The sequence below is a fragment of the Stenotrophomonas sp. 80084_Sma genome (genome assembly GCF_056481995.1).
The window spans coordinates 1,690,240-1,715,441 of record NZ_CM151177.1; the positions used below are offsets into that span (position 1 = coordinate 1,690,240).

A 25,202-nucleotide genomic window follows, 5' to 3' on the forward strand; every position below is an offset into this window, starting at 1 on the left:
CAAAGATGGCGGCGAACGAGCGCTGGATCAAGCGCTGGATTCACCGCCGCGGCTGCGGTTCGCTGGATACCGGTTGCGCGGGCACGATGACCGGTTGCGGTGTCGGGGCGGGCTGCATCGGCGTCGCAGTGGGCGAGGGCATCACCAGCGGTGATGTGGCGGTCAACTGCAGCAGTGCTGCCCAGTCCTGGCGGTTGAAGCTGCATTCGTCCTCGCGGCCCGGCGTGCAGCTGGGGTCGATGCCGGTGCTGTTGCGTTCGCGCGCGGGCGGCAGCTTGATCAGCCCGGTGCGGTCCAGCGGCAGCAACCGCATCGCCACGGTGTTCATCACGTTGCCACCGACCAGGTACAGGGTCTGGTCGCCGCCAAGATTGGCCGCTACCACCACTTCGCAATGTGATTTCCAGTGGCCCACCGAGCCATTGCCCAGTGCCTGCACCAGCCCGCTGTAGCTGAGCGTGGTGCTGCGGTCGCGCAGGAAGCACAGCAGGTCGCCCGGTGCGGGCTTTGCGGACGCGGGATCGACCAACCGGTACGGCACGCCCGAGGGGCCGCCCTGGTACGCGGCACGGATGTAGTCGATGTGGCGTGGCGAGGTGTTGAAGCCAGGAACGCCGGACTGCACCATCACCCAGGAAATGAACGCGGCTGACCACGGGTTGTCGACCAGGAAGGCGCGGCAGTCGCTGTCGGTGTAGCGCGTACCCAGCGGTGCCAGGCAGCTGCTGGCGCCGGCGATGCTGCCCATTGCGTTGAGCGTGCCGCTGTTGCGCCAGTAGCCGGCCACGCGCTGCCAGGCGATCAGGCCGTTGTCGGCCAGGTGATCGCTTTCGGCTTCGGTGACACTGAGGCTGGCGGCGCGGCCATCGCGATCAATGAAGGGCCGGAACCACAGCCGGTGCTCGTTGCAGGCGGTATTGCGGATGGCCACCGCCAACGGGCTCAGGCCGAAGCGGGGCGGCACATCGCAGGCTTCGGCGGCCGCTGCGGACAAGGGGGCTGCGGCCAGCAGCAGGCAGGCAGGCAAGAGCATCCGGCGCATGCGCGGCTCCTGTGGGGGATGACCGCAGCGTCGCAGCGCTGTCGTGAACGCCGGGTGTGAGAACCGGGTCAGGCCTCAGCCCGGCGGCGGGCCCAGCTTCAGCGACAGATCAATCGCCTGCACGTGCTTGGTCAGGCCGCCAATGGAGATGCAGTCGACGCCGTCCTCGGCGATCGAACGCAGGCCACCCAGGCCCACGCTGCCGGACACTTCCAGCGGAATGCGGCCCGCCGTGATGCGCACCGCCTCGCGGCGCAGGTCGGGGCTGAAGTCATCCAGCAGGATGCGTTCGCAACCAGCTTCCAGCGCCTGGCGCAGCTGCGCAAGATCCTCGACCTCGACCACCAGCGGCAACCCAGGCCATTGCCGGCGTGCGGCAGCCACGGCTGCGGCCAGTGAACCGGCAGCGCGGATGTGGTTTTCCTTCAGCATCACCGTGTCGTACAGGCCGAAACGATGGTTCTCTCCACCGCCGCAGCGCACCGCGTACTTCTGCGCCAGGCGCAGGCCGGGCAGGGTCTTGCGGGTGTCGAGGATGCGCGTGCCGGTGCCGGCCACCGCCGCCACGTAACGCGCGGTGGTCGTGGCGGTGCCGGACAGCGTCTGCAGGAAGTTCAGCGAAGTGCGCTCGGCGCTCACCAGGCTGCGGCTGCGCCCGTGCAGCAGCGCCAGTACGGTGCCGGCGGTGACCGTGTCGCCCTCGGAGACATGCCATTCGATGCGCACGTCCGGATCGAGTGCGCGGTGGGTGGCGTCGAACCAGGGGCGGCCGGCGATCACCCCGTCCTGCTTGCACAGCAGGTAGGCGCTGTCGGCCTGGTCGGGCAGCAGGGCGGCGGTGACGTCGCCGCTGCCCAGGTCCTCGGCCAGCGCACGCGCGACATCGGCGGCGACAACGGCCGCATCCGGCGTCGGCAGCGCGCTCATGCGGCCGGGAAGTCGGCGATCTGGGCGGTCGGGATGGCTTCCTCGGCCAGCAGCACCGGGATGCCGTCGTCAACGCGGAACACCTGCTTGCGGTCGCGGGTGACCAGCGCTTCGCGCAGCGGCTGCGCCAGCGGGTTGCCATCGGCCTTGTTCACCGCGCCGGTGGAAATGGCCTTGTTGAGGGCTTCCAGGCCCTTGCCATCCAGCAGGGACAGGGGCTGGCGGGTGTCCGGCGACACCAGCAGGTCGAGCAGCTTGCGATCCATGGTTCTTCGTCTTGCGTGGAAGATGGCTAGAATACGTCTTTAAGGCAGGTGACGGCCAATGACCCCCAACCCGATCGCGCCGCTTGTCGGCATCGTCATGGGTTCCCGTTCCGACTGGGAAACCATGCAGCACGCCGCCCAGAAGCTTGAAGCCCTGGGTGTTCCGTTCGAAGTGAAGGTAGTGTCCGCGCATCGGACGCCGGATGTGTTGTTCAGTTACGCCGAGCAGGCGGGCCCGCGTGGCCTGCGCGCGATCATCGCCGGTGCCGGCGGGGCCGCGCACCTGCCGGGCATGATCGCCGCCAAGACCGCCGTGCCGGTGCTGGGCGTGCCGGTGCAGTCCAAGGCCCTCAACGGCATGGATTCGCTGCTGTCGATCGTGCAGATGCCAGCCGGCATCCCGGTCGCCACCTTCGCCATCGGCAATGCCGGCGCCTCCAACGCCGCGCTGTTCGCCGCCGCAATGCTGGCCAGTGACCAGCCGGCGATCGGCCAGGCGCTCGACGCGTTCCGCGCACGCCAGACCGAAGACGTGATGGCCCACGACGATCCACGCCAATGAGCCTGACCGTAGGCATCCTGGGTGGCGGCCAGCTCGCCCGCATGATGGTACTGGCCGGTGCGCCGCTGGGATTGCGCTTCGAACTGTACGACCCCGCAGCCGACGCCTGCAGCGGCCCGCTGGCGCCGCTCACCGTCGGTGCCTTCGATGACCGTCAGGCGCTGGCGGATTTCGCGGCCAAGGTCGACGTGGTCACGTTCGATTTCGAGAACGTGCCGGCCGACAGCGCGCAGTTCCTGGCCGACCGCGTGCCGGTCTACCCGCCGCCGGCCGCACTGGCCGTGGCCCAGGACCGGTTGAGCGAGAAGACCTTGTTTCAGCAGCTGGGCATTCCGCTGCCGGCCTTCGCTGACATCCGCAGCCGTGACGAGTTGGCCGCGAAGGCTGCCGAGTTCGGTCTGCCGTGCATCCTCAAGACCCGCCGCCTCGGTTACGACGGCAAGGGTCAGTTCCGCCTGCGCAGCGAGGCCGACATTGATGCCGCATGGGATGCGCTGGGTGCGCAGGTCGAGCGTACTGGTCTGATCCTGGAGGGCTTCGTGGCCTTCCAGCGGGAGGTCAGCGTGGTTGCCGTGCGTGGCCGCGATGGCAGCTTCGAGGCCTGGCCGGTCACCGGCAACTGGCACGTCGACGGCGTGCTGTCGGCCAGCGTGGCGCCGGCCGTGTTGTCGGCCGCCGAGCACGAGGCCGCGATCGGCTATGCCCGTCGCGTCGCCGAGCACCTGCAGTATGTCGGCGTGTTCGCGCTGGAGCTGTTCTGCCGCGATGGCGAGCTGTTGGCCAACGAGATGGCGCCGCGCGTGCACAACTCCGGCCACTGGACCATCGAAGGCAGCGAGACCTCGCAGTTCGAGAATCACCTGCGCGCCGTGCTGGGCCTGCCCCTGGGCAGCACCCGCATGCTCGGCCATGCCTGCATGCTGAACTGGCTGGGCGCGATGCCGGACCCGGCGCCGGTGCTGGCCCAGGCCAGCGGCCACTGGCACGACTACGGCAAGGAGCCGCGTGAGGGCCGCAAGGTCGGTCATGCCACGCTGCGCGATGATGCTGCTGATGCACTGGCCGATGCACTGGACCAGGTGGGTCTGGAGCTGGGTCGCCAGGCCCAGGTGGCGCCGGCGGTACACGCGCTGCGCAACCGCTGAACCCGGTAGTGCCGGCCGCTGGCCGGCAATGCAACGATGTGGCGCGCCGGTGCAGGCATCGGCGCAACATTCCCGGTGGTAGCGTGGAGCTCCTTTCACAGGAGTCACGACCATGCTCGACTGGAATGCCTACCGCAAGGAACTGAAGGGCCGCATCGGCGAGATCGGCAAGCTCTCGCCGGATACGGTCAAGGGCTATGCCACCCTGGCCAATGCCGGCGCGCAGACCAACCACCTGGATGCCAAGACCCGCGAGCTGATCGCGCTGGCCGTGGCAGTGACCACCCGCTGCGACGGCTGCATTACCGTGCATGTGGATGCAGCGCTGAAGCACGGCGCCAGCCGCGAGGAAATCGCCGAGGCGCTGGGCGTGGCAGTGTCGCTCAATGCAGGCGCCGCACTGGTGTACTCGGCACGGGTGATGGACGCGGTGGCCGCGCACGAGAGCGCGTGAAGCTCCGTACTGTTTCCCGGTAGTGCCGGCCGCTGGCGGGCGGATCGGGTATGCTCGTGCGCGTATGGGGATGCCGGCCAGCGGCCGGCACTACCCCGTGGCGGAGCCGCTGCCTCAGCGCAGCTGGCTTTCGGCGAATTCCCAGTTGACCATCTGCCAGAACGCGTCCAAGTAGCGCGCGCGATCATTCTGGTAGTCGGTGTAGTAAGCGTGCTCCCATACGTCGCAGCACAGGAGCGGGGTGCTTTCGCCGGTCAATGGCGTGCCGGCGTTGCGGGTGGCCTGCAGGCCCAGCTGCCCGCCCGGATGCTGCACCAGCCACACCCAGCCCGAGCCGAACAGGCCCAGTGCGGTGCGGTTGAATTCCTCGCGCAGGCGCTGCACGTCGCCGAACTGGCGCTTGACCAGCTCGCCCAGCCGCCCCTGCGGCTCACCGCCGCCGCGCGGGCGCAGGCACTGCCAGTAGAAGCCATGGTTCCAGGCCTGTGCGGCGGCATCGAACAGCGTGCCCTGGGCGTGGCGGACGATCTCTTCCAGTGACGCTTCCTCCCACTCGGTGCCGAGGATGCCGGCGTTGACGGCATCCACGTAGGCGCGATGGTGGCGGCCGTGATGCAGTTCCACGGTCTGTGCGGACAGGTGCGGCTGCAGGGAGCCGGGAAGGTAGGGCAGGGCAGGCAATTCGACAGGCATGGACAGGTTCGTGGCCAGGGGGCGGCGGCAGCCGGTTCCATCCGCTTACAATGGCGGCTACCGTGGGCAGTCTAGCCGACCATCACGGTCGGTTTGTCCGGCGAAGCAAGGAGTGTGGTTGTGGCGGTAATGCAGCAAATCCAGGCCGAGGTCGATCGTTACCCGCTCGTGCTGTTCATGAAGGGCACCCCGCAATACCCGATGTGCGGCTTCTCCAGCCGCGCCGTACAGGCATTGATGGCGGCCGGCGCGGTCACCCTGCGCACCGTCAACGTGCTGGAAGAGCCCGAGATCCGCGCCAACCTGCCGCGCTTTTCCAACCTGCCGACCTTCCCGCAGCTGTTCATCAACGGTGAATTGATCGGCGGCTGTGACATCGTGCTGGAGCTGTTCGAAGCCGGCGAGCTCAAGCGCATCGTCGAAGAGGCGACCCAGGGATGAGTGCCTGGCCATCGACGTCACCGACCGACGGGGCGCTCGATGGCCGCCCGTTGCAGGATCGCGTGGTACTGGTCGCCGGTGCCGGTGGTGGGCTGGGCAGTGCTGCGGCAGTGGCTGCTGCAGCCGCTGGGGCCACCGTGGTCCTGCTGGGCCGCAAGCCGCGGCGCCTGGACCGTGTCTACGCCCAGGTCCAGGCGGTCGGCCCGGAACCCCTGCTGTACCCGTTGGACCTGGAAGGCGCAGGCCCCGACGACTATGCCGAGCTGGCCCAGGCCCTGCAGCGCGAGCTGGGGCGGCTGGACGGCCTGCTGGTCTGTGCCGCCCACTTCCCGGGCCTGACCCCGTTCGAGCTGGCTGACCCAGCCAGTTTCGCCCGCGCGGTGCACGTTACCTTGACCGCGCCGGCCTGGCTGGCCCAGGCCTGCCTGCCACTGCTGCGGCAGCGCGAAGATGCGGCGCTGGTGTTTGCGGTCGATGCCCCCGACCGGGTCGGGCAGGCTTACTGGGGCGGTTACGGTGTGGCCCAGCATGGCCTGCGTGGCCTGATCGCCAGCCTGCACGACGAACTCGGCCGCAGCCCGGTACGGGTCAGTGGCCTGTACCCCGGCCCGCTGCGCACAGCCCTGCGGGCCCGGGCGTATTCCGTCGACCAGGACCCGGCCGCCCAAGGCCCGGAGGCCGCCGCCGCTGCGGCCGTGACCCTGTTGTCCGGTGCTGGCGCCACCTGGCGCGGCCGGATTCTCGATGCCAGCGGGGCGTCCCCGGCCGAGTGAGTGCTAGGGAAAGGCGGAGTGAAGAACCCGTCACGATTGCGTTGCGATCGGGTGCCGTTTGTCGCACAACCGTCACATTGATGGCGTAGCGTGTTAATCTAGTGTTAACCGTTGTGGCTTCCTTCAGCCAAGCGGTAGGGAACCCCAGATAAATGTCCGACCAGCCACCCGCAGGGCTGTTTGGATGCGCTTTTTTTCCGCCATCGCCAACTCGCATCGAGGCTACCGAAAAATGACCCACCCACTCCGGATGTCCAAGCTCACCCTTGGTCTCGTGGCTGCGCTCGCCGCCGCTCCCGCCTTCGCCCAGAGCACCTCTGCCGGTGTCGGCGGCCAGGTGATGTCCTCTGCAGGCCAGCCTGTCGCTGGCGCTGAAGTCACCATCACCCACACCGAGTCGGGCACCGTTTCGCGTGCCACCACCGACGCGTCGGGTCGTTACAACGCGCGCGGCCTGCGCGTGGGTGGCCCGTACACCATCACCATCACCAAGTCCGGTGAAGGCACCAAGACCGAAGAAGGTGTCTACCTGAACCTGAACCAGGTCAACACGGTCAACGCCAGCCTCGGCGGCGATCTGGCCGCCACCAACCTGGACGCCGTGAACGTTGTCGCCACCGCCGGCGGCCTGGACCTGTTCAGCGCCACCAAGATGGGCAGCGGCACCAACGTGACGCGCGAAACGATGGACGCGCTGCCGTCGGCCAACCGCAACATCCAGGACTACATCCGCCTGGATCCGCGCATCTCGCAGGTCAGCAAGGCTGACGGCGCGATCTCGGCCGGTGGCCAGAACACCCGTTACAACGCCATCCGCATCGACGGCATCAGCGCCTCCGATCCGTTCGGCCTGGGCTCCAACAACCTGCCGACCGAGCGTCAGCCGGTGTCGATGGACGCCATCCAGGAAATCAACATTGACCTGGCCAACTACGACACCACCATCGCTGGTGGTACGGGTGCGGTGATCAACGCCGTGACCAAGTCGGGTACCAATGAATTCCACGGCACCGTGTACGGTTCGTACCGCGACAAGGACATGGTCCGTTCGCGCCTGGAAGGTGACAAGCAGGACTTTAACGGCTTCAAGGACGAGAAGACCTACGGCATGACCTTCGGCGGCCCGATCGTCAAGGACAAGCTGTTCTTCTTCACCAACTACGAAAAGTACGAGCGTAGCGGTGGCGGTGTCAGCCTTGGCGAAAGCCCCTACAACAAGGCTGGCGGCATCAGTGATGCTGATATCGCCCGCGTCCAGAAGCGCATGTCCGATCTTGGCTATCAGGTCGGCGGCGTCGGTGCGCTGAACAACAAGACCGAGATCGAAGAGTACGCGGTCAAGCTGGACTGGAACATCAACGAGAACCACCGTGCGGCCCTGCGCTACAACAAGATGAAGCAGGACGTGGTGCGTTTCCCGAAGGTCAGCAACAGCGAAATTTCGCTGAGTGACTTCTGGTACACCCAGCCGACCGAGTATGAGACCTGGATGGGTGAACTGTTCAGTGACTGGTCCGAGAACTTCTCGACCGAGTTCAAGGTCTCGCACAAGGACTACTCGTCCAACCGCGTTGCCGCTTCGCACCTGCCGCAGATCCGCGTCCGCTTCGACAACAACAATTCGCTGTACCTGGGTACCGAGCAGAACACCCACACCAACCTGGTGGAGTCGAAGGAACTGAGCGCCTTCGGTGCCGGTACCTGGTATGTCGGTGACCACACCGTCAAGTTCGGCTTTGACTACACCGACAACGACCTGATGAACTTCTACGGTCGCAACCTGTACGGCGCGTATGAGTTCGCCAACCTGGCTGCGTTTGAAGCCGGCACCCCGTCCGCGTACCAGGTGCGCGTGCCGCGTGCTGGTGGCAGCCTGGATGACATTCCGGCGAAGTTCCACCTGAAGAACACGGGTCTGTTCATCCAGGATACCTGGGCGATCAACTACAACCTGAGCCTGATGTTCGGTGTCCGCGTTGACATGCCGGACTTCAGCACCCAGCGCCTGTACAACCCGCGCATCGAGCAGCTGTACGGCTTCAACAACACCAAGCTGGTCGACAAGAAGCTGTTCCAGCCGCGCGTCGGCTTCAACTACACCTTCGATAGCGACCGTCCGACCCAGCTGCGCGGTGGCGTGGGCCTGTTCGGCGGTGCTGCCCCGAACGTGTGGCTGGCGGGTGCCTACCAGAACACCGGCCTGAACTACGCCGAGTACAACCTGACCCGCAATCCGGGTGGTTTCAGCTTCGATGCTGACAATCCGTTCATCCCGGACCCGTCGCTTGCTTCGGCACGTCAGAACGTCGACCTGATCGCTCCCGGTACCCGCCTGCCGTCGGTCTGGAAGGCCAACCTGGCCTTCGATCACGAACTGCCGTGGTACGGCATCGTGGCGTCGGCCGAGCTGCTGGTCACCAAGGTCAAGGATGGTCTGTACTTCGATCGTCTGGACGTCATGACCCCGAACGCCAACCGCTCGGTTGGTCAGGACGGTCGTGCGCTGTACTGGAACGACTACGGCATGAACGGTGCCAATGCTGGCTCGAACGGCATGCAGGCTGGCCAGAAGAACGGTCGTGCCTGCTCGGCCACCGATCAGACCTGCCCGAGTGACCGTGTCAACCGTCCGAGCGATATCGGCGACGTGATCCTGCTGCGCAACACCGACAAGGGTCGTGGTTCCCAGGCTACGTTCTCGCTGGCCAAGCCGCTGACCGAGAACTGGGGCTGGTCGCTGGGTTATACCTACACTCAGGCGAAGGAAGTGAGCCCGCTGTCCAGCTCGCAGAACACCTCGAACTGGAACAACACGCTGAGCCTGAACGCCAACGACAACGTTGCGTACAACTCGCGCTATGCGATCAAGGACCGCATCACCGGTACCCTGGAGTGGAAGCACAACTTCTTCGGTGACAATGCCACCCGCGTCGGCCTGTTCTATGAAGGCCGTTCGGGTCGTCCGTACAGCTACGTGTTCTATAACGACGTGAACGGCGACGGCGCAGGCACCAACGATCTGTTCTACGTGCCGAAGGGCCCGGGTGACGTGATCTTCACCGGCGGCGCCGACATGGAGAAGAAGTTCTTCGAATGGCTGGCGCAGAATCCGGAGCTTGATGCCTACCGTGGCAGCGTGGTCCCGGCCAACGCGCACCGCGCCAAGTGGGTCAACAGCTTCGATGTCCGCATCAGCCAGGAGTTCCCGGGCTTTGCGAAGACCCACAAGGGCGAGATCGCGCTGGACATCATGAATGTCGGCAATCTGCTCAACAAGAAGTGGGGTCTGATCGACGATTACGGCTTCTACGCCACCCGTCGCGTTGCCAACTACTCGGGTATCGACCCGGCTACCGGCAAGTACCTGTACAACTTCACCGGCCGTACCGACAACTCGTCGATCCAGGAAAACAACAACGACAAGGGCAACACCGCCGTGTCGCGCTGGTCGATGCAGCTGACCGTGAAGTACAAGTTCTGATCCGTCAGAGCCTGAAGCAGTAAGTGGAAACGGCCGGGGAAACCCGGCCGTTTTCCGTTCATGCGAAAGTCCTTGCAGGTCACCTGGCATCGGCGTAGCATCCGGAAATGTGCGTGGTGCCAACGCCGCCGATGCGGTCCCGGAAAGGCGAACGCGGGAAGCACACATCCAACGGTCGGGCTTCCCGGCCGTTTTGCTTTTTAAGGGGGCGGCAGTACAGTCGGAAACCTTGAAGGAAGCGAAAAATTGGACATGACCACGAACGAAAAATCAGCCCGTGCACTGCCGGTGCAGGATGCGCGGATCTACCCGCGCGGTGGGCTGGATGTGCTGTCGCGGGCCGAAGTGGCCCGCCTGCGCGATGCGTCTGCCGGCGGTATGCACGAGCTGCTGCGCCGCTGCGCGCTGGCCGTGCTGACCAGCGGAAGCGCCTCTGACGATCCGCGCGCGGCGCGCGATCTGTATCCCGATTTCGACATCCAGGTGGCGCAGCAGGATCGCGGCGTGCGCATCGACCTGGTCAATGCACCGGCGATGGCCTTCGTCGATGGCGAGATCATCCGCGGCGTCGCCGAACTGCTGTTCGCCGTGGTGCGTGACCTGGCCTACATGGCCATCGAGATGGGCCCGGCCTACGCGGCCGAGCTGGAGTCGTCCGAGGGCATCACCAACGCGGTGTTCGGCCTGCTGCGCAATGCGCGCATCCTCAACCCGGGCGACCCGAACCTGGTCGTGTGCTGGGGTGGCCATTCGATCTCGCGCGACGAGTACCTGTACACCAAGCAGGTGGGTTATGAGCTGGGCCTGCGCGGCCTGGACATCTGCACCGGCTGCGGTCCAGGCGCGATGAAGGGCCCGATGAAGGGCGCCACCATTGCCCACGCCAAGCAGCGCCGCACCGTGACGCGCTACATCGGCCTGACCGAGCCGGGCATCATCGCGGCCGAGTCGCCGAACCCGATCGTCAACCACCTGGTGATCATGCCGGACATCGAGAAGCGCCTTGAGGCCTTCGTCCGCATCGGCCACGGCATCATCGTGTTCGCCGGTGGCGTCGGCACCGCCGAGGAAATCCTGTACCTGCTCGGCATCCTGCTGCGCGAGGAAAACAAGGACCTGCCGTTCCCGCTGATCCTGACCGGCCCGACGGTGGCAGCGCCGTACTTCGAGCAGATCGATCGCTTCATCCGCCTGACCCTGGGCGATGCAGCCGCCGAGCGCTACGAGATCGTCATCGGCGACCCGGTGGCGGTGGCAAAGAAGATGGCCAACGGCATCAAGCGCGTGCGTGAGCACCGCCTGGCACAGAAGGACTCGTTCTTCTTCAACTGGTCGATCGAGATTCCGTGGGAGTACCAGCAGCCGTTCGTGCCGACCCACGAGGCAATGGCCGCGCTGGACCTGCACCACGGGCGTGCCCCGCACGCGCTGGCGGCCGACCTGCGCCGGGCGTTCTCGGGCATCGTTGCCGGCAACGTGAAGGAAGACGGCATGCGCCGCATCGAGCAGTTCGGGCCGTTCCAGATCCATGGTGACCCGGACATGATGCAGGCCCTGGACGCGCTGCTGCGCGCCTTCGTCGAACAGCGCCGGATGAAGATCTCCGGCGAATACCAGCCCTGCTACCAGGTGCTGGCCTGAGCCTGCGCCGGCGCGATGGGGATCGCGCCGGGACAGGCAGGGGAGGGCGGGCCGTCAAGGCGTTGACGCCCGTCGCCCCGGAATGACCGTTCATCCTGCCGCCGCTTGCCGGTGGCAGGGCGATGGCCCATCGTGGCCATCAACACGCTGGGGAGCGTCCAATGTCTTTGCGCCGGCAAAACGGCTTTACGCTGGTTGAGTTGATGGTCACGATCATGGTCCTGGCCGTGCTCGCCACGATCGCCTTTCCCAGTTTCCAGGGCACCCTGCGATCCAATCGCATCGCTACCGCGAGCAACGAGTTGATCGCTTCACTCGCATTGGCCCGCAGCGAGGCGGTAAAGAATCGTCGTGGTGCGGGTGTCTGTGCGTCGTCTGCGGGCAGTACATGTGATGGCAAAAGCTGGGCTGACGGCTGGCTGGTCTGGGCGGACACCAATGGAGATGGTGCGCTGAGCGCTGGGGAGACCGTGCTCCGCTACAGCGCCGGTCGGCCGGGTCTGACTACGGCGGGTACGCCGGATCTGTCCGTGGGTTTTGACCCACGTGGTCGCAACCGCGCGAATGCATCGCTGGACCTGACCCTGCGCCCGGACACCTGCGGCAAGCAACCGCTGCAACGAACGTTGCGCATTTCGCCGACCGGACAGGTCCGGCTGTTGAAGGAGGATTGCAAGTGAGGCCGTCCCGATCCCATTCCCCGCGCGGCGTGCAAGGGGGCTTCAGTCTGATCGAAGTGCTGATCGCCATTCTCGTGCTTGGCGTTGGCCTGCTCGGTTTCGCGCTGATGCAGACCATGAACGTACGCTTCGTCCAAAGTGCCAACTACCGCACCCAGGCGACCAATCTGACCTACGAGATGCTGGACCAGCTGCGGGTGAATCGGAAGATGGCGCCGGTCTATGTCGGCGACTATACCGCCACCACGTCCGGCAAGAACTGCTTACCTCCCACCGGCAAGGACATCAGCAAAGACGCCTTCACCCTGGATTGGAGGTGCCGCCTGGGCAAGGCGCTGGGCGACGGCGCTACGGGGAAAGTAACCCGGAACGGTGATCAGTACTCGGTCAGCGTGAGCTGGGGGGATGAGCGCTGGAATGCCGATGCCGGTGACACCACGTTCACTGCCAGGAGCGGCTTGTGATGCGCGCCTCATGCTCTTCATCCCGACACATGTCGGGTCTTTCCATGGTTGAGCTGATGATCGCACTGGCCATTGGTGTGATCGTCATGCTCGGCGTGGTGCAGGTGTTTGCAGCATCGAGGGCGGCCTACCAGCTGTCCGATGGCCTGGCGCGGGTGCAGGAAAACAGTCGCTTCGCGATGGATGCCCTGCAACGCGAACTTCGCATGGCCGGGCATTTCGGCTGTGTCAATGACCAGGGGCGAAATACACCGGACAATGCCTCGCTGTTCAGTACCTTCGCAACGGCTCCGCATCCGGCGCTGGACTTCCAGACGTCGATCCAGGGCTTTGAAGCTACCGGAACCGCGCCGGGAGCGGCGGTTACCCTGACAGCCACACCCGCAACCGGCGGAACCGACTACAAGCCCGCGCTGCCTGCCGAGTTTGCTGCGGCCATGCCCAACCGAGTCAATGGCAGCGACATCGTGGTGCTGCGTTACCTGATGCCGGATGGTGTGCCGATCACCGCCATTGGCGGCGTTCCAGGCAAGCCGATTTTCAGTTTTGACAAAGCGCGCCTTGCGGTACTGCAGAGTGGTGTCTCCAACCCGGGGCTGTATGGTGCGGCCGACTGCGCCAGCGTCACGATCTTCCAGGCGCGCGCGGTGGACAAGGGCGCCGGCACCGTCACCTTTGGGGATGCGCCGAACAATGCAGGGAACTTCACCCGTCCGGTCACCACCGGTCAGGCGATGCTGCACCGTGCAGAAAGCGCGCTGTACTACATCGGCTATGACGCCGCCATTGCCCGTTCTTCGTTGTATCGCGTGCGCTTCACCGCCATCCCCAATGGCGCGCTGGTGGCCAATGCGCCGGAGGCACTGGTGGAGGGCGTAGAAAACATGCAGTTGTTGTATGGCCAGGACCGCGGGCTTACCGACGTTTATCCAACCGGTTTCATTGATCGCCAGGGCACTGCCGAAACGGTGCAGGGGTCTACCAATCCGGCCGCGAATGGTTGGCGTCGTGTCGGCGCCGTGCAGCTGGGGATGGTGATGTCCAGTCCGGATCCATCGGCGGCGCCGCAGGCCGACCAGAACGCTGCGCTCACTTCGCTGGGCGTGACGTTCACGGCGCCGGCAGACGGTCGCATGCGCGCTGTCTATCAAACCACCATCGCCCTTCGCAACCGCCTCTTTGGCAACTGAGGCTCGCATGTACACACGCCCGCGTCTTCCTTCCTTCACAGCACGCCGGCAGCAGCGAGGCGCTGTGCTGTATGTCGCCCTGATCATGTTGATCCTGCTGGCTCTTATCGGCATCGCCGGCATGCAGGTTACCGGTATGCAGGAGCGCATGGCGGCCAACTACCTGCGTTCCAATCAGGCCTTCCAGAACGCCGAAGCCGACGTGCGTACCCAGGAGGCGGCCATCAAGACAGCCATCGAAAGCGGCGGCGTTTTCGAGGCCAACCAGGAAGAATGCAGTCCGGTATTCGACCCGGCAACCTGGGCCGATGGCAAGACTGCGGCTGCGGCAATCCATACCCGGCGCCTTGATAAGTGCGTGATGGGCGGCGGAGGGACCGGCCTCGGGGGCCGGAAGAACGAAGAGACCGAAAACATCTACCAGATCACCGTCCTGGCCAGTGACGATCCGGCCAATCCATCTTCCAGCGCTGTCATCGATACGATCTTCATTCCATGAACACTTCGCGCCGCTTCTCCCGCATCGTCTCGACTCCCTGGCTGCGCGCGGGCGCTGCCGTTGCCGTGCTGGCTGGGGTGGGGGCGTTGGTCTACCCGCTGTTCGCTGCGCTTGGCGACTACGACATCGCGCAGGAGCCGTTGTACAGCAAGAAGACCCAGCCGCCGCTGATGATGATGGTGATGTCGCGCGACGAGCAGCTGTTCAACAAGGCCTACAGCGATTACAGCGACCTGGATGAGGATGGCACCCTCGACACCACATACCAGGACAAGTTCGATTACTCCGGTTACTTCGATTCCAACCTCTGCTATTCCTACGCCAGCGGCCAGTTCAAGGCCAGTGCACAGGCCGGCGGCACCTGGAAGCACAGCTGCGGTGGAAGCTGGTCCGGCAATTTCCTGAACTGGGCAACGATGAGTCGCCTGGACGTGATGCGCTACGTGCTGTACGGCGGCCATCGCATCACCGACAGCGCCGCCAGCACCGTGCTGGAGCGCGCGCAGATCCCCAACGATCTGCACGCGTGGGTAAAGGTATACAGCGGCAGTGATATCAACAGTTTCACCCCGTACAAGACCACCATGTCCTTCTGCAACGCCACCATCGAATCCGGTGGTGCACCGCTGATGCGCGCTGCGTCGGGCAACTGGGGCGAGTGGGCGGCCACCGCCAGCCGCCAGTGCATCACCGGCCGAAGCGATGAAGGCAAGGCTGATTCACCTGGCTCTGCCACCAACTTCAACGTCCGGGTTGAGGTCTGCGCCAGTGGCAGCGGAGCTTTCCCGGAGGCGTTCTGCCGCAAGTACAACGATGGCACAAGGGACTATCTGAAACCGGCTGGGCTGCTGCAGTCGTATGGCGAAAGCGGCCGTCTTCGCTTCGGTCTGGTCACGGGTACCTATGTCAATCCGCGCGATGGTGGCGTGGTGCGGCGGAACATCGGAAAGATCGCAGGTAACGGCACCGGATTCTGTGCGGCCGGCGACGAAATCAACCTGTCCAACGGTCAGTTCTGTAACAGCTTGTCCGGTGGTGCGGAAGGCATCATCAATACCATCTCCAACTTCCGTATCGACCAGTGGAACTGGAGCAATAACTGGAATGACTGCAACGACTACAGCATCCTCAACCGACAGGGCTTCGGTGACAGAGGTAATCTGACCGATCCGGGCAATGCCTCGAAGAAGTGCAGTGCCTGGGGCAATCCCCTGGCCGAGATGTATGCCGAAGCTGTGCGCTACATCAAGGGTGAAACCAAGGGCATCTACAGTGCGTCCGGGGACCTGAGCGGGCTGCCCAATGCGGTTGCCTGGAAGGATCCCTACCGCTCCCCGAACGATGGCGGCAACTCCTACTGCGCCACCTGCAACATCCTGGTGATGTCCTCAGGCCTGCCGTCGTTCGATAGCGACAACATCGGGTCGATCAATGGTCTGGCACCTGCGGCGTCGGCAACGGATGCGATCGGCAATCTTGAAGGCATTACTGGTGGCAGTTACATGGCTGGCCGCGTCGGCCTGACCGAGCGCTATGCCTCGATCAATACCCATGAGGACATCTGTCGCGCGGCCAAGGTTACTGGCCTGTCGCTGGTGCGTGGCATCTGCCCGGATGTGCCTTCCACGGAAGGCAGCTACCTGATGGCGGGCTTGTCAAAGGCCGCGGCCGAGACCGACCTTCGTCCGGGCGTGCAGAACAAGCCGGATACCTACAAGCTCACTGCGACCACCTATACCGTGGCCATGGCTGAGAGCCTGCCCAAGTTCGAGATTCCGGTGGGCAACGGCAAGATCACCCTGGCCCCACTGTGCCAGGCCAACAATACCGGTACGGCAAAAATCACCAGCAATGGCTGGCGCAGTTGCTTCCTCGGTTCTGTTGGTATCGGCACCAAACAGTCTACGGTCTCGCCGAATTTCGTCTATGGACGAACTTATCGCGCAGACGGCAAGGCTGGCAGTTTCTCGCTGGTATGGGAAGACTCGTTGTGGGGCAATGACCACGACAACGACGTGGTCTCCATGCTCAGCTACTGCGTGGGCGCTACCTGCAACGACGGCGACAATACGAATTTCCGCAACATCTGCTGGCGCTCCAGCAGTGCGGAGTGCAGCAACAATGCTGTACGCAATACCGTGGGCAGCGATGAGGTGCTGGTCCGCATTGAGAATCTTTCTGCCTATGCCGGCAACGCGATGCTCACCGGCTACACGATCGTGGGTTCGAACGCGGCCGACAACGTGCAGCGACTGGTACTGCGGCCCGGCGACAAGAACGGTTCGGTGCTGACGACCACCTCGGCTCCTCCGGCAGAATGGACAGGTGCCATTGTCCTGCGCTACCGCCTGGGAAGCGGCCAGGCCAATCAGTTGGAGAGCCCGCTGTGGTACGCCGCCAAGTATGGCGTGCCGGCTGGCAAGAAATGGGACAGCAAGGTGCCTGGCGTGCCGGACAACTATTTCCTGGCGCGCAATCCGGCCAAGCTGAAGTCTGCGCTGGAGTCGATCTTCGACAGTGCTGCCGCGGGCGAGGCGCCGGTGGGGGGCAGCGCGACTGGCGCCCGGGTCAACGCAGGTTCCTTCACCGTCTCGGCGCACTACACGGTACCGTCGGGATCCAATGACTGGACTGGCGATCTCATCGCCCGTCAGACCCTCTCCAATGGCGAAGTCGGCCCTGAGCTGTGGCGGGCGTCGACCAGGATGAGCGCTTCGGGCCGCAATATCGTGGTGTCGACTGCGCCGACTTTTGTGAACAAGTCCAATCAGTTGATTCCTGTAGCAGCGGCAGATTTCACTGCGGACAACATTCCCGGCCGCGACCGCGCCGAGAAACTGGGCAACCTTGGGCTCAATACCGTTCCCAACTGGTTCGGTTCGCATACGGTTGCCGATCTCGTCAGCTATCTGCGTGGTTCACCGGTCAGCGGGTTCCGTCCGCGCAGTGTACTGCTCGGCGACATCGTCAATTCCAGCGTCGAGATTGTTTCCACCCGGGATGACTACGGCTATACATCCTGGAAGGAGCAGGGCGAGATAGGCTGGAAGACCACACTCGGTACCCGCTACAAGGCCTATCTGACATCGAAGACTGCGTCTGGCGGCCCGCCCTCAATGGTCTATGTCGGGGCCAACGACGGCATGCTGCACGGATTCAATGCCGGCACCGGAACCGCGGCCGGCACTGAACAGTTCGCCTACATTCCCTCCACGTCGCTGCAGCACATGGCCGAACTGGCCAACCCTGCCTATGGCCATCGCTACTACGTTGACGGCGGACTGACGGCATCCGACGTCCACTACGGCGAGGCGTGGCATACGGTACTGGTAGGGACCACCGGCGGTGGCGGTGCCACGCGCGGCCCGTCCGCCACGGCAGTCGGTAACGGCTCGGTGTTTGCGCTGGATATCAGCAATCCAACGGCGTTCAACAGCGGCAACGTGCTGTGGGAGATTTCCGGCAAGACCGAATCGGACATGGGCTTCGCGTTCGGCAAGCCGGTGGTGGTGCCTGTCGCTGGCACTGATCCGAACGGCGCGCCGCGATTTGTTGCACTGTTCGGTAACGGCGTCAATTCGAGTACGGGCCGTCCTGTGTTGTATGTGGTCGACATCCAGAGCGGTGAGGTACTCAAGCGCCTGTATCCGAGCGGGGGCAAGTACGCGATCGCCAATGGCCTCAACCACGTCACAGCGGTGGCACTGCACAACAGCAGCAGCCTGGCCGATACCGTGTACGGTGGTGACATGCAGGGCAACATTTGGCGCTTCGATCTGCGGGGGGGCGACCCCACGGCATGGAATGTGTCGCTCAGCGGTACACCACTGTTCACCGCCATGCGCAGCGCGGTGGCGCAACCGATCACAGGAGCGATCCAGACGTCTGCGGGGCCGGGTGGGGGCGTCAGCCTGTTCTTCGGTACCGGTCGTTATTTCACCGCCGATGACAACGCCGTTACCCGCAATTCACCTGTGCAGACGCTGTACGGAATATGGGACAACCTCAGCGACGCGATCTCCAGCCGCGACGTGCTGGTGGGGCAGTCGATCAGTGCCAATGGTGCAGCATTCCGCGACATATCCAGCAACGCGGTGGACTATTCAACAAAGCGTGGCTGGTACGTTGATCTGATCGTGGATACCACGGTGGAGGGTGAGCGCTTCTTTGGATATCCGACGTTGCAGGGTGGCACCGTGATGTTCACCACGTATGTGCCTGGACAGTCCGTCTGCGGTACAGGTGGTGGCGTCAACTGGCGCTATCGGCTGAACATGGCCACCGGCCAGCCCGCGATGGGCGGCCTCACCGACGAAGTGGGGGGGATCCGCTGTGTGGCGCGAATTGTGGCGCCGGGGCGTTGACTCGCGGCGGCGACGTCGCGACGGGGGCTCCTGTGCTGGATACACAAGTCAGTACATCGATGCGCAAGGGCTGCGACCCCAGCGATCCGAAGTGCTCGGTCGATGGTTCGATTGACCGGTGCATCGTGACGCTGAACACTCCGGGCGCGGATACTGCATACGGCCAGCGTGCCTGCGGTCGCCAGTCCTGGCGCCAGATCCGCTGATGACCATGAACATGAGAGCGCCGATGCACACATCCTCAACCCGCCGCTTTGCAGCCGGTTTCACCCTGATCGAGCTGATGATCACCGTAGCCGTGATCGCCGTCCTGGCGGCCGTGGCCCTGCCGTCCTATCAGCGGCATGTGCTGAAGACCAACCGGGCCCTGGCCAAGGCCGATCTGGTCGAGATCGCACAGCTGCTCGAGCGCTACCATACGGTGCAGAACAGCTATGACGGTTTCTCACTGCCGTTCAACCAGTCGCCGCGACAGGGCAACAAGCGCTACACGCTGTCCCTGAACGGTAAGGCCACGGCCAGCACCTACACGCTGCAGGCGGTGCCGGAAACCGGCCAGGACAAGGATGTGTGCGGCACGCTGACGCTGGATCAGGCCGGACGCAAGACGCCGGACAAGAAGACCAATGCGGAGTGCTGGTAACGGTTGGGCATCGCACCTGCAAAAAGGGCTTGCGCTGGCCGCCAAACGCTGGCTAAAATGCGCACCCCGCCCGAATAGCTCAGCCGGTTAGAGCACTTGACTGTTAATCAGGGGGTCGTTGGTTCGAGTCCAACTTCGGGCGCCAGATTCGAAAAAGCCGCGAGAAATCGCGGCTTTTTTCGTTTCCACGATGGCATTGCAGGTTTCAGCAGGGGGTGGACCTGCGCGGGCGCTGGCTCCTGACCCGTCCGGGGACGCTGATGATGACGCGGCTGTGCTCCTGTCCATCCACGCACAACACGATGGACTGGTTGGTACCGGCATTGCGGCCGTCGGGCCGGAACCGCACGTCGGGCCGATGATCGCTGGTGCGCAGGTCGACATGACGCTGGCGTGTCCTGTGCACGCGCAGTTCCCTTGCGGCGGCGGTCGCGCTGTTGGCCGGTTCGACCTGCACCCGCCAGCCCTGGCTCCATGCCTGGTCACACATCATGCCGTCCGACGATCCGCAGACCGTCACGCGGCGGCGTTCGGTGATGGCGGCGCTGCGCGCCATCGACAGGCTGGCGACCAGTTCGGCGCGCAGCGCTTCCGCCTGGAAGTGCCGCAGCGTGCGTTGCCAGGGGCCCCAGGCCAACGCCAGCAGGACCGACAGCACCATGACGGCGACCAGCAGCTCGATCAGATGGAGCCCGCGGTGGAGCCGGACAGGGCGAAGACGATGAGGCATGCCTCCAGCCTCGACGTACGCCGGGGCATTCACCATCAGCCAACGCCGCGCTCACCTGCCCGGAAACCCCTCAGCGGGCCGTCACTCCATGCCCCGTATACTCATCACTCCCGGGAACTGGCACCACCATGAGCGACCGTTTTGAACTCGTCTCGCCGTATTCGCCGGCGGGCGACCAGCCTGATGCCATCGCGAAGCTGACCAGCAACTTCGAAGCGGGCATCGCCAAGCAGACCCTGCTGGGCGTCACCGGCTCGGGCAAGACCTACACCATCGCCAACGTCATCCAGAACGTGCAGAAGCCGACGCTGATCATGGCGCCGAACAAGACGCTGGCGGCGCAGCTGTACGGTGAGTTCAAGGCGTTCTTCCCGCACAACGCGGTGGAGTACTTCGTCAGCTACTACGACTACTACCAACCGGAAGCCTACGTGCCATCGTCGGACACCTTCATCGAGAAGGACAGTTCGATCAACGAGCACATCGAGCAGATGCGGCTGGCGGCGACCAAGACCCTGCTGTCGCGCCCGGACGCGATCGTGGTGGCGACGGTGTCCGCGATCTATGGCCTGGGCGCGCCGGAAGACTACCTGTCGCTGCGCCTGATCCTGTCCAAGGGCGAGCGCATCGACCAGCGCGACCTGATCAACCACCTCACCCAGCTGCAGTACACGCGCAACGAATACGAGCTGCAGCGCGGTACCTTCCGCGTGCGTGGCGAAGTCATCGACGTGTTCCCGGCCGAGTCGGACAGCGAGGCGCTGCGCCTGGAGCTGTTTGATGGCGAGGTCGAGAAGATCACGTTGTTCGATCCGCTCACCGGCGAGACGCTGCGCAACATGCAGCGCTTCACGGTCTACCCGAAGACCCATTACGCCACCACGCGCGAGCGTGTGCTGGCGGCGATCGAGACGATCAAGGTCGAGCTGAAGGAGCGCCTGGAGCAGCTGTACGCGCAGAACAAGCTGGTGGAGGCGCAGCGCCTGGCGCAGCGCACCCAGTTCGATCTGGAAATGATGGCCGAGGTCGGCTACTGCAACGGCATCGAGAACTACTCCCGGCACCTGACCGGCAAGAACGCCGGCGAACCGCCGCCGACATTGTTCGACTACCTGCCGGCCGACGCGCTGCTGGTGATCGACGAATCGCACGTGACCATTCCGCAGATCGGTGCCATGTTCAAGGGCGACCGTTCGCGCAAGGAGACGCTGGTCGAGTTCGGGTTCCGGCTGCCCTCGGCGCTGGACAACCGGCCGCTGCGCTTCGAGGAGTGGGAAGAGCGCTGCCCGCGCAGCATCTATGTGTCGGCCACGCCAGGCCCCTATGAGTACCGCGAAGCCGGTGACGAGATCACTGAACTGGTCGTACGCCCCACCGGCCTGATCGACCCGGTGGTGGAGATCCGCCCGGTGGGCACCCAGGTTGACGACCTGATGAGCGAGGCCAACGCGCGCATCAAGGCCGGTGACCGTGTGCTGGTCACGACGCTGACCAAGCGCATGGCCGAAAATCTCACCGAATACCTGACCGAGCACGGCATCCGCGTGCGCTACCTGCACTCGGACGTGGACACGGTCGAGCGCGTGGAGATCATCCGCGACCTGCGCCTGGGCAAGTTCGATGTGCTGGTGGGCATCAACCTGCTGCGCGAGGGCCTGGACATGCCCGAGGTGTCCCTGGTGGCGATCCTGGATGCCGACAAGGAGGGCTTCCTGCGCTCGACCGGCTCGCTGATCCAGACCATCGGCCGTGCCGCCCGCAACGTGCGTGGCAAGGCGATCCTGTATGCGGACAAGATCACCCGCTCGATGCAGGCAGCGATCGACGAGACCGACCGCCGTCGCGCCAAGCAGGTCGAGTACAACGAGCAGCACGGCATCGTGCCGCGCTCGGTGGCGCGTCCGATCACCGACGTGCTGGAAGGTGCGCGCTCCGATGCGGCCGAGAAGGAAGCAAAGAAGGGCAAGGGCAAGGGCAGGCCCGGCGTTGCCGAGGAGGGGAGTGACTATCGATCGCTCAGCCCGGCCCAGCTGGCGTCCCGTCTCAAGGCGCTGGAGCAGCAGATGTACCAGCACGCCAAGGACCTGGAATTCGAGGATGCCGCCCGCGTGCGTGACCAGATCCGGCAGCTGAAGGAAGCGAGTCTGGGCTGAACGCGGCAGTGCAGCATCTTCTTCACAAAAGTGTTGCGCTTCACGGCCGGCATCCGTAATATACGCGGCCTGCACCGACGCAATCGCGGACGTTCAGAAGCAAAATCGGGCGGTTAGCTCAGCGGTAGAGCACTACCTTGACATGGTAGGGGTCACAGGTTCGAACCCTGTACCGCCCACCACGAAGTCCCTGGAAGGGGGCTGTCGTGAACTGCAAAGCCCGGCCCTGGCGCCGGGTTTTTACGTAGCAAGGCCAGCTTTCGGGCGGCAAGAACAAGATGGGCGGTTAGCTCAGCGGTAGAGCACTACCTTGACATGGTAGGGGTCACAGGTTCGAACCCTGTACCGCCCACCACCTGGCTCCCGGCATTGCCGGTGCAGCGGTGGATCACGACGGAAGCCGGCCTTGTGCCGGTTTTTCTCGTTTCAGGCATCGATCACGGTTCCACATGGTCAGCGTTGCACGACCAGGTCTTCGACGCTGATCATCCGCTGCAGCTTCCAGTGACCGTCCACGCGCTCCCAGAGCTGGGCGACGCGAACCGTCGCACCACGCGTGGGCTGGGCAACGCCGGGTTCGTGTTGCAGGGGCTGGTTGGCCAGCCTCAGGACCCGGTCCTGGCGCAGCCGGTAAAGCAGCAGGGAGGGCGAACCGCAATCCTGTCGTACGACGTCCGGCTGCTGGGTTTCGGCAAGCAGGATCTGGCTGCGAAGGGCCTCTTCAGTGGGCCCGTTGCCAGCGCCGAACAGGCTGGAGAGCAGCAGCATCAGGGCAAGCATCGGCATGGCACGGTGCTCCAGCGGGAAAGTGCACGCAGGCTGGCATGACATGTGGGGTGCTGCAGCCGGCCTGCGACGAAGGCCGGAATTGAACCGCCAAAGACGGCCGGGGGGCGATGAATCCGGGCCGTGCAGGCGTAGACTCCGGTCTACCGCGCAATCGCGCCGTCACTGCAAGGAGCTGCCGCATGAGTGATCACGTTCCGGTTTCACGGCCCAATCCCATCATCGAACTGCTGTTCGGCGGCAACATGCTGGAGGGTACCTTCAAGGCGGTGATCTGGGTGGCCCTGCTGGCGGCAGTGCTGGCGTGGACCACGTTCCGCTGAGTCTTCCCGCTGCCTGCGGCACCGGCGGCGTCGCTGGCCTGCGCTCAGGCGCTGAAGGCCTGGCGCAGGCTGCGCAGCGTGGCCTGGCGATGTTCCTTTGCGGTCGCTTCGCCCATCTCCAGTTCCTGCAGGCGCAATCCCACCAGCGTCATCGACAACGCGTAGCCGCGTGCCGCATCGGCAGCACGCGAAAGGCCCAGTGCGCGGCGCGTCAGCGCGTTCACGTGTTCCAGGTCGGGCAGCAGCCCCAGGTAGACGCGCTCGGCGCTGTCCAGGTCGGGGGCACGCAGGATCGCGTGCGCTTCAGCAGCAGGGGAGACGGAGGCCATGGGGGGTCCTTGTCCGTTGCGGGCGCTCGATCAGAACGAGCGCATCAGAGAAACGAAGGCCGACGTCTGTGTACCGCGACGGGCCATCGGGCTGTCCTTTACTGCATCGCCGAACCACTGGTTGGCGACGACGCCGGTCGCGCGCCACTTCGTGCCCAAGGGCGTGCTGACTGCGATCTGCAGGCTCGGTGATGTCGCGCTGCCCGGGTTGTAGGCGGCAAGTCCCGAGCGCAGCGCTTCTTCGTCGGTGATGCCGTAGTAGTAGTCGAGCAGGCGCGCACTGGAGTGCACCACGCCGACCTTGGGCACCCAGGTGAAGCGACCGGCCTGGATCGGATAGCTGTAGTGCAGGCGCGACTCCATGCCACCTCCGTGCCCGGTGACCTCGCGCATCACGCCGGCCTCGACGATGCCCCAGTCGGCGCTGTACTCACCGTTGATGCCGGCCATGGCCGACATCTGCCGGCTGTGCAGGCGGCGCAGCTGCGGGTCGTTCACGTCGTCGGTCTTGAAGCGCAGCGTGTAGGGCGTGACTGCCGCCGACAGGCGCAGGCCCTCGCGCTTGTACAGGTACATGCCCAGCGAGCCCGGGCTGGCGAAGAAGCGCTCGCCCTGCCAGGCAATGGACGGTACGACCAGCGGCTTGACGTCGTAGTGGGCGTACGCCCCCGAGGTCGCGCCGGCACTGATACCGGCCTGCACGCCCGGGTTCCGGTCGGCGGCGTGGGTGATCAACGGCAGGCCGATGGCAGCGGAGAACAGCAACGGGCGCAGCAGGGTCGGGGACAGCGACGGCATCGATCAACCACTTTGCGGGGGATGGCTGTGCATGGTGCGGGTACAACATTGTCAGAACATTGCGCCTTCGCAACTGGCACACGAAGACGCCCAAACCTGGCGCCAGGCACTATGATCGGCACCGTTTCCGGTAGCCGAGCCCCTGATGCGCATTCTCCTGGTCGAAGACGATCCCGATCTGTCCCGAGCCCTGCAGTCGGGCCTGGAGCGGCAGGGCGTGGTAGCCGACGTGGTCGGCAGCCTGGCCGAAGCCGCGGTTGCGCTGCGCGAGCCGGTACACCAGCTGATGTTGCTGGACCGCCAGCTGCCCGATGGCGATGGCGTGGCTTTCGTCGCCACCGCACGCGCGCTGCGCCCGAACCTGGCGGTGATCATGCTGACGGCCAAGGGCAGGTTGTCAGACAAGGTCGAGGGCCTGGATGTCGGTGCCGACGACTACCTGGTGAAGCCGGTGGCGATCGAGGAGCTGATGGCGCGGATCCGTGCTGTCTCGCGGCGGCCCTCGGCCATGGTGACACCGAGCCTGCATCTGGGCCGGCTGGAATTCGACTTCGAATCGCTGCAGGCACAGGTGGAGGGCCAACCGCTGGCGCTGCCGCGGCGCCAGGTGCTGGTGCTGCAGGCACTGGCGATGCGCCAGGGGCGCACGGTCACCCGCACGGCACTGGAGGCCGCGGTGTACGGCTTCGACGATGAGATCCAGTCCAATGCGCTCGATGCGCACATTTCCAAGCTGCGCAAGGCGCTGCAGCAGGCCGGGGCGGGCGTTGAAATCCATGTGATCCGGGGCGTCGGCTACCTGCTGGCGGAGGCCTGAG

The 25,202-nt window shown here is 64.8% G+C and carries 24 protein-coding genes and 3 tRNA genes; 19 read left to right on the plus strand and 8 right to left on the minus strand.

The genetic code is table 11. The features are described from left to right. Positions 1–40: 40 nt before the first annotated feature. The 3 genes from ACZK3W_RS07885 to ACZK3W_RS07895 form a co-directional block, all read right to left on the minus strand. Positions 41–1,042, minus strand: coding sequence for a DUF2272 domain-containing protein (locus ACZK3W_RS07885; RefSeq protein ID WP_164079885.1), 1,002 nt, complete (start codon positions 1,040–1,042; stop codon positions 41–43). Positions 1,043–1,117: 75 nt separating this feature from the next. Beyond that, the gene (gene nadC, locus ACZK3W_RS07890) at positions 1,118–1,969 is read right to left on the minus strand and encodes a carboxylating nicotinate-nucleotide diphosphorylase (protein ID WP_049463565.1); all 852 of its coding nucleotides are present in this window, start codon (positions 1,967–1,969) and stop codon (positions 1,118–1,120) included. After that, positions 1,966–2,235, minus strand: coding sequence for a Trm112 family protein (locus ACZK3W_RS07895; RefSeq protein ID WP_032128883.1), 270 nt, complete (start codon positions 2,233–2,235; stop codon positions 1,966–1,968). Before ACZK3W_RS07895 ends, nadC begins: the two co-directional genes overlap by 4 nt. A gap of 58 nt (positions 2,236–2,293) precedes the next feature. On the opposite strand from ACZK3W_RS07895, the gene purE reads away from it, so the two are divergent. The 3 genes from purE to ACZK3W_RS07910 all read left to right on the plus strand — a co-directional run bounded on the left by purE (position 2,294) and on the right by ACZK3W_RS07910 (position 4,396). Next, positions 2,294–2,797, plus strand: coding sequence for a 5-(carboxyamino)imidazole ribonucleotide mutase (gene purE, locus ACZK3W_RS07900; RefSeq protein ID WP_005412808.1), 504 nt, complete (start codon positions 2,294–2,296; stop codon positions 2,795–2,797). Next, the gene (locus ACZK3W_RS07905) at positions 2,794–3,942 is read left to right on the plus strand and encodes a 5-(carboxyamino)imidazole ribonucleotide synthase (protein ID WP_032128885.1); all 1,149 of its coding nucleotides are present in this window, start codon (positions 2,794–2,796) and stop codon (positions 3,940–3,942) included. Before purE ends, ACZK3W_RS07905 begins: the two co-directional genes overlap by 4 nt. 112 nt (positions 3,943–4,054) lie before the next feature. Beyond that, positions 4,055–4,396, plus strand: a complete 342-nt coding sequence (locus ACZK3W_RS07910) for a carboxymuconolactone decarboxylase family protein (protein WP_004152082.1) — start codon at positions 4,055–4,057, stop codon at positions 4,394–4,396. A gap of 114 nt (positions 4,397–4,510) precedes the next feature. On the opposite strand, the gene ACZK3W_RS07915 is transcribed toward ACZK3W_RS07910, so the two are convergent. After that, a complete protein-coding gene (locus ACZK3W_RS07915) occupies positions 4,511–5,089 on the minus strand; it encodes a superoxide dismutase (protein WP_049423333.1) in 579 nt (192 codons plus the stop codon). Between the two features lie 120 nt (positions 5,090–5,209). On the opposite strand from ACZK3W_RS07915, the gene grxD reads away from it, so the two are divergent. The 11 genes from grxD (at position 5,210) to ACZK3W_RS07970 (ending at position 19,410) form a co-directional block, all read left to right on the plus strand. Then, the gene (gene grxD / locus ACZK3W_RS07920) at positions 5,210–5,530 is read left to right on the plus strand and encodes a Grx4 family monothiol glutaredoxin (RefSeq protein WP_005408852.1); all 321 of its coding nucleotides are present in this window, start codon (positions 5,210–5,212) and stop codon (positions 5,528–5,530) included. Further along, positions 5,527–6,303: an SDR family NAD(P)-dependent oxidoreductase gene (locus ACZK3W_RS07925; protein WP_049399918.1), complete on the plus strand. Its 777-nt coding sequence runs from the start codon at positions 5,527–5,529 to the stop codon at positions 6,301–6,303. Before grxD ends, ACZK3W_RS07925 begins: the two co-directional genes overlap by 4 nt. 232 nt (positions 6,304–6,535) lie before the next feature. Next, positions 6,536–9,784, plus strand: a complete 3,249-nt coding sequence (locus tag ACZK3W_RS07930; protein WP_080355163.1) for a TonB-dependent receptor — start codon at positions 6,536–6,538, stop codon at positions 9,782–9,784. A gap of 252 nt (positions 9,785–10,036) precedes the next feature. Then, complete coding sequence (gene ppnN, locus ACZK3W_RS07935) at positions 10,037–11,425, plus strand: nucleotide 5'-monophosphate nucleosidase PpnN (RefSeq protein ID WP_010486098.1); 1,389 nt, start codon at positions 10,037–10,039, stop codon at positions 11,423–11,425. Between the two features lie 161 nt (positions 11,426–11,586). Beyond that, a complete protein-coding gene (locus tag ACZK3W_RS07940) occupies positions 11,587–12,105 on the plus strand; it encodes a GspH/FimT family pseudopilin (RefSeq protein WP_049412580.1) in 519 nt (172 codons plus the stop codon). Then, entirely contained in the window at positions 12,102–12,569 is a 468-nt protein-coding gene (gene pilV / locus ACZK3W_RS07945; RefSeq protein WP_125893529.1) for a type IV pilus modification protein PilV, read from the plus strand. The genes ACZK3W_RS07940 and pilV overlap by 4 nt, the downstream gene beginning before the upstream one ends. 56 nt (positions 12,570–12,625) lie before the next feature. Next, complete coding sequence (locus tag ACZK3W_RS07950; RefSeq protein ID WP_049412604.1) at positions 12,626–13,759, plus strand: PilW family protein; 1,134 nt, start codon at positions 12,626–12,628, stop codon at positions 13,757–13,759. 7 nt (positions 13,760–13,766) lie between these two features. Next, the gene (locus tag ACZK3W_RS07955) at positions 13,767–14,258 is read left to right on the plus strand and encodes a pilus assembly PilX family protein (protein ID WP_029380064.1); all 492 of its coding nucleotides are present in this window, start codon (positions 13,767–13,769) and stop codon (positions 14,256–14,258) included. A gap of 416 nt (positions 14,259–14,674) precedes the next feature. Beyond that, positions 14,675–18,622 (plus strand): pilus assembly protein, encoded by a 3,948-nt coding sequence (locus ACZK3W_RS07960; protein WP_478450625.1) that lies wholly within the window; start codon positions 14,675–14,677, stop codon positions 18,620–18,622. 229 nt (positions 18,623–18,851) lie between these two features. After that, positions 18,852–19,265: a type IV pilin protein gene (locus tag ACZK3W_RS07965; RefSeq protein ID WP_125893533.1), complete on the plus strand. Its 414-nt coding sequence runs from the start codon at positions 18,852–18,854 to the stop codon at positions 19,263–19,265. Positions 19,266–19,333: 68 nt separating this feature from the next. After that, positions 19,334–19,410: transfer RNA gene (locus ACZK3W_RS07970), tRNA-Asn, on the plus strand. A 60-nt stretch (positions 19,411–19,470) separates the two neighbouring features. Here ACZK3W_RS07970 and ACZK3W_RS07975 read toward each other — a convergent pair. After that, complete coding sequence (locus tag ACZK3W_RS07975; RefSeq protein ID WP_253143284.1) at positions 19,471–20,031, minus strand: GspH/FimT family pseudopilin; 561 nt, start codon at positions 20,029–20,031, stop codon at positions 19,471–19,473. 92 nt (positions 20,032–20,123) lie between these two features. Between ACZK3W_RS07975 and uvrB the strand changes: the two genes are divergently transcribed. From uvrB to ACZK3W_RS07990, 3 genes are all read left to right on the plus strand, one after another. Beyond that, positions 20,124–22,148 carry an excinuclease ABC subunit UvrB gene (uvrB, locus tag ACZK3W_RS07980; protein WP_032128896.1) on the plus strand — a complete coding sequence of 675 codons (2,025 nt, stop codon included), beginning with the start codon at positions 20,124–20,126 and terminating at the stop codon, positions 22,146–22,148. A gap of 107 nt (positions 22,149–22,255) precedes the next feature. Then, positions 22,256–22,330: transfer RNA gene (locus tag ACZK3W_RS07985), tRNA-Val, on the plus strand. 98 nt (positions 22,331–22,428) lie between these two features. Then, positions 22,429–22,503, plus strand: a tRNA-Val gene (locus ACZK3W_RS07990). Positions 22,504–22,601: 98 nt separating this feature from the next. Here ACZK3W_RS07990 and ACZK3W_RS07995 read toward each other — a convergent pair. Then, positions 22,602–22,934 carry a hypothetical protein gene (locus tag ACZK3W_RS07995; protein WP_125893534.1) on the minus strand — a complete coding sequence of 111 codons (333 nt, stop codon included), beginning with the start codon at positions 22,932–22,934 and terminating at the stop codon, positions 22,602–22,604. 182 nt (positions 22,935–23,116) lie between these two features. Here ACZK3W_RS07995 and ACZK3W_RS08000 point away from each other — a divergent pair, with 182 nt between their 5' ends. Then, complete coding sequence (locus ACZK3W_RS08000) at positions 23,117–23,257, plus strand: hypothetical protein (protein WP_165929929.1); 141 nt, start codon at positions 23,117–23,119, stop codon at positions 23,255–23,257. A gap of 44 nt (positions 23,258–23,301) precedes the next feature. Here the strand turns inward: ACZK3W_RS08000 and ACZK3W_RS08005 are convergent, their stop codons facing one another. Both ACZK3W_RS08005 and ACZK3W_RS08010 read right to left on the minus strand, forming a co-directional pair. Next, positions 23,302–23,586, minus strand: coding sequence for a hypothetical protein (locus ACZK3W_RS08005; RefSeq protein WP_032128898.1), 285 nt, complete (start codon positions 23,584–23,586; stop codon positions 23,302–23,304). A gap of 30 nt (positions 23,587–23,616) precedes the next feature. Next, complete coding sequence (locus ACZK3W_RS08010; protein ID WP_125893535.1) at positions 23,617–24,384, minus strand: MipA/OmpV family protein; 768 nt, start codon at positions 24,382–24,384, stop codon at positions 23,617–23,619. 145 nt (positions 24,385–24,529) lie between these two features. Here ACZK3W_RS08010 and ACZK3W_RS08015 point away from each other — a divergent pair, with 145 nt between their 5' ends. After that, the gene (locus ACZK3W_RS08015; protein ID WP_032128900.1) at positions 24,530–25,201 is read left to right on the plus strand and encodes a response regulator transcription factor; all 672 of its coding nucleotides are present in this window, start codon (positions 24,530–24,532) and stop codon (positions 25,199–25,201) included. Position 25,202 lies beyond the last annotated feature (1 nt).